The organism is Escherichia sp. TW14182 (assembly GCF_000208525.1).
In the GTDB taxonomy this organism is placed as follows: Bacteria; Pseudomonadota; Gammaproteobacteria; order Enterobacterales; family Enterobacteriaceae; genus Escherichia; species Escherichia ruysiae.
This window is the reverse complement of the sequence record NZ_AEJZ01000331.1, coordinates 1-3,525: the sequence shown is the minus strand read 5'-3', so window position 1 is coordinate 3,525 and position 3,525 is coordinate 1. Positions and strand designations below refer to the sequence as shown.

The following is a 3,525-nucleotide window of genomic DNA, read 5'->3' as shown; positions in this document are numbered from 1 at the left end:
GGAATTCCCTGGCAATAGCACTTATACTTGACGTATAGGAAATTGAAAAACCAGTCGATACCATTGTCCACGCCTTATGCCCCGTGAGCCTTTCTGTTTTTCCCCTCCACTCCGGTGTTTTCTCTCTCTGCATGGTCGATTCTTATACCGCAACTGGCTGTTTTTTATTCTTGCACCGATTCCCGGGCACACTTTGCCTGTGTCAGGCCGGCATATACCTCAGCAGACTGATATCCCGCGCGTTTTTCTTCAGCCCTGATACATTCAGCCCCGCAATGGCCCGGCGGTATACCATCCGGCCGCCACACAGCACGCATTCGAACGGGTCACGACTCAGGAACTGTTTCACCATTTGTGCATAGCACACTTTCGCCACTGGTTCCGGTTTATCCATCCCCAGAGCACGGTACACCTGCGGCAGCTTCTCTCCACACACCCGGTTGGCAAGGAACCCGAAGTACCTCACCATCTTAAAAAACTTCTCCGGGATGTGCTGTTTCAGCCTCGCGACCAGCTCACGCTGTGTCAGCGTTTCCGTCGCCGTTTCTCCCGTTTTGTGGTCCAGGTAACGGAAGCTCAGGCTCGCCCCTCCGTTGTAATGTGCCAGCCGGGAGGCTGCTATCGGCGGCTTCTTCAGATAACGACCCAGGTAGCGCGCCGTATTCCTCCCGCCGGCCGTTTTCTTCGACATGTACACATGCCAGTATTTTCCGCCAGCTTTCAGCACCAGGCTTCTCCACTGTGACTCCGTCGTGATATGTGACAACGACTCCGGCATCGCCATCCCCTCTGACCACGCTTTCAGAAGCAGCTGCCGCATATTCCACATCCACCGTGAACGCATCGCGTCTTTCAGGAAGCTCAGCTTTTTCCACTGACCATGCTTATTCAGACCTCCACAGGTTACAGACACATGCACATGCGGATGCCAGTTGAGACGACGACCATACGTATGGATGGCGCAGAAGATACCGGGTTCCAGCCCCCGTTTTCGGGCGGCATACAGCAGATTCTCCACCGCCAGACGGCACACGTCATTCAGCAGCCAGCGGTTGCTTTCGAACACCGGCCACAGCGTGTCCGGCAGGGTGAAGACCAGATGTACCCAGTCGCAGTCAGGAAGACGATTCAGCTGTGTCGCTATCCACAGGTCTGTGGCCTTTTTTCCGCAGGACGGGCAGGCACGGCTGCCACATGAGTTAGTGACGTATCTGACGTGGGGGCACTCAGGTTTATCGCAGTTGTATTCCTTCACTCCCAGTATCCGCGTGCCGCAGGCCAGCATTTTTGTGACAGCCTCAACCTCGATATCGCGCAGACCGCCCGCATCCAGGAAGGATGTCCAGCACTGGTTGGTTGTGAACAGGCGTTTCAGCGGTCGGGGCTGAAAATCACCACCACTTCGGGTCATCCGCCTTCATCTCCGCTTCTGTTTCGTATAAATCAAAACGACGGCAGGTATGGCAGAACGTGATGTATTCGTACGGTGAATCCGGGTACATTTTGTGGAAGGTTTCCCAGAAACAGACCGTGCAGGAGGGATGACCGGTGATAAAGTCTGCAAATACGGACTGATAAGGGTGATTATTGGCTCAGGCGACGGCTTTCAGAACCTCTTTCACCATTCTGGTGTGGACTTTCTGGTGCTCCAGGTTGTGTGACATGGGAACTCATTCTGGATGGTTACTCTGAAAGCTCATATTCTGCCACACCCCGATTTGCAGCCGCCAGGCTGCCGTGGTTCATTCAGTACACAAAACTCATAGTATTTTCGATTGATGCCTGAAGGCGTTAATACCAGTTTTCGCCAGCTTTCAGGAATAAATGCTGTTGGCGCTGTAGGCGGAACGTTACGAAGCTGCTTACGGTATATTTCCCTTATAGTATCCAGTGCATCGCTGAGCGGCTGCGCCGCAGGTGTCGCTACAAACTGCAATGCTGACAACATTCGTGGAGCGTATTTTCGAAGTGTGTTGTATTTTTCGGTGATCAGGTGAAGAGGATCGAAATTACCTTTACGGGACAGCAACTGTGTTTCTTCCAGGCTGTTGACGAACTCCTGCCAGGGAATAACATCTTCTATCGCGGCCCAGGGATCTTCACCTGACTTTCTGGCATGCAGTAGCGCCTGACCGACAGTAACATATTGTCTTAACTTGCTCTGGATAAGTTTGCCTTTTAACTGAAGCCTCTCGGCTTGTTTGCGTTTTGCCTGGCTGAACAGACCGCCCATAATGCGTTCGTGTAGCTCGATAACTTCATCAGTCAATGTTGCTCTGGCTTCCTGAATGACACAAACCAGCGTAGCGTAACGTCTGATATCGGTGAATTTTGCCAGATCTCTGCTGCTCATTTTTCGGCCCTCACGCGCCAGTTTGAGTAATTTGTTCTGGTGAACGGAAAGCTCAATACCATCAGGTAATTCCAGCGCGGTGATAGAATTAAGTCGATCGATATGTTGCAGCACGTTTTTACCGTTAATTTTACCGGGAGGCTGAAGTAGCCACGCAAGTCGGGAAGGTTGTTCCCCTTCTGATATGAGCAGGCTGTCGAGTGCAGATCTATGCTGCTTTCCCAGTTGTGTCGTAAGTGCCGAAAAAACAGATCTGTCAGCAAGTGTGACGGCTTCGGCAAGCGTCCGTTCGATCACATCAACCGACGGGAAAATAACATTATTGTTATGTAGCCAACTGAGCATTTCCTCCGCCAGAGTAAATCCTTTATCTGTTCGCATGGCATAGGAATGCAGATGCCGAATGCAGTCTTTTTGCAGAGTTCGGCTGAACGGAGATAATTTCAGGTAGCGATAAAGTTCAGCCAGATGCTCCCAGCGGGTTTGCTCTCTGGCTGCATATTCATGCCATAAATCGGGCTGAAGCTTCAGTCTTGAAGCAATTCTGGATACAACACCACTGTGGGGAACATTATTTTTGTCCGGAACAAATCCAGGCCCACGCAGGTAACAGAGTAATACCGCAAAGCCCAGGCGATTAGCTGGACGCCGGTGCTTATTAATGAGAGCAATATCTTTATCACAAAGAAAACACATTCTGGTCAGAATAATTTCATCATCTGGTATAACCAGCAGGCGAGCTTGCTCTTCACTACTCAGTATTTGTCGCCGTGGCATGAATGCTTCCCTCGTGTAAAGTTTTCATGTGTTATGGATTTGTTGTGACCGAAAACGACCGGTTTCGGACATTGTTAAACAGATATATCCGAAAGTCAGCGAAATTACTTTCGGACATGCATTATAATATGTACACCCATTTCGTACAGAAGATCTCACTATGTCTCGAATTTTTGCCTATTGTCGGGTTTCCACTCTGGAACAGACGACCGAAAATCAACGTCGGGAAATCGAAAGCGCGGGTTTTAACGTCAGACCCCAACGAATAATCGAAGAACAAATTAGTGGATCAGTAGCAGCCAGTGAACGTCCTGGTTTTAACCGGTTGCTTGATCGTCTGGAAAGTGGCGATGTATTGATAGTCACAAAACTGGATCGCCTCGGTCGTAATGCAA

The 3,525-nt window shown here is 50.3% G+C and carries 2 protein-coding genes and 2 pseudogenes; 1 reads left to right on the top strand and 3 read right to left on the bottom strand.

The features are described from left to right. Positions 1-202 precede the first annotated feature (202 nt). From EQY_RS0121085 to EQY_RS0121075, 3 genes and pseudogenes are all read right to left on the bottom strand, one after another. Entirely contained in the window at positions 203-1,411 is a 1,209-nt protein-coding gene (locus EQY_RS0121085; RefSeq protein ID WP_000198556.1) for an IS91 family transposase, read from the bottom strand. Then, a pseudogene (locus tag EQY_RS26630) lies at positions 1,392-1,664 on the bottom strand (hypothetical protein). The gene EQY_RS0121085 and the pseudogene EQY_RS26630 overlap by 20 nt, the downstream one beginning before the upstream one ends. 47 nt (positions 1,665-1,711) lie before the next feature. Next, a pseudogene (locus EQY_RS0121075) lies at positions 1,712-3,130 on the bottom strand (DUF4158 domain-containing protein); the annotation flags it as partial. Between the two features lie 160 nt (positions 3,131-3,290). Between EQY_RS0121075 and EQY_RS0121070 the strand changes: the two are divergent. Beyond that, on the top strand, positions 3,291-3,525 hold a 235-nt coding region (locus tag EQY_RS0121070; protein WP_000086534.1), incomplete at its 3' end, for a recombinase family protein.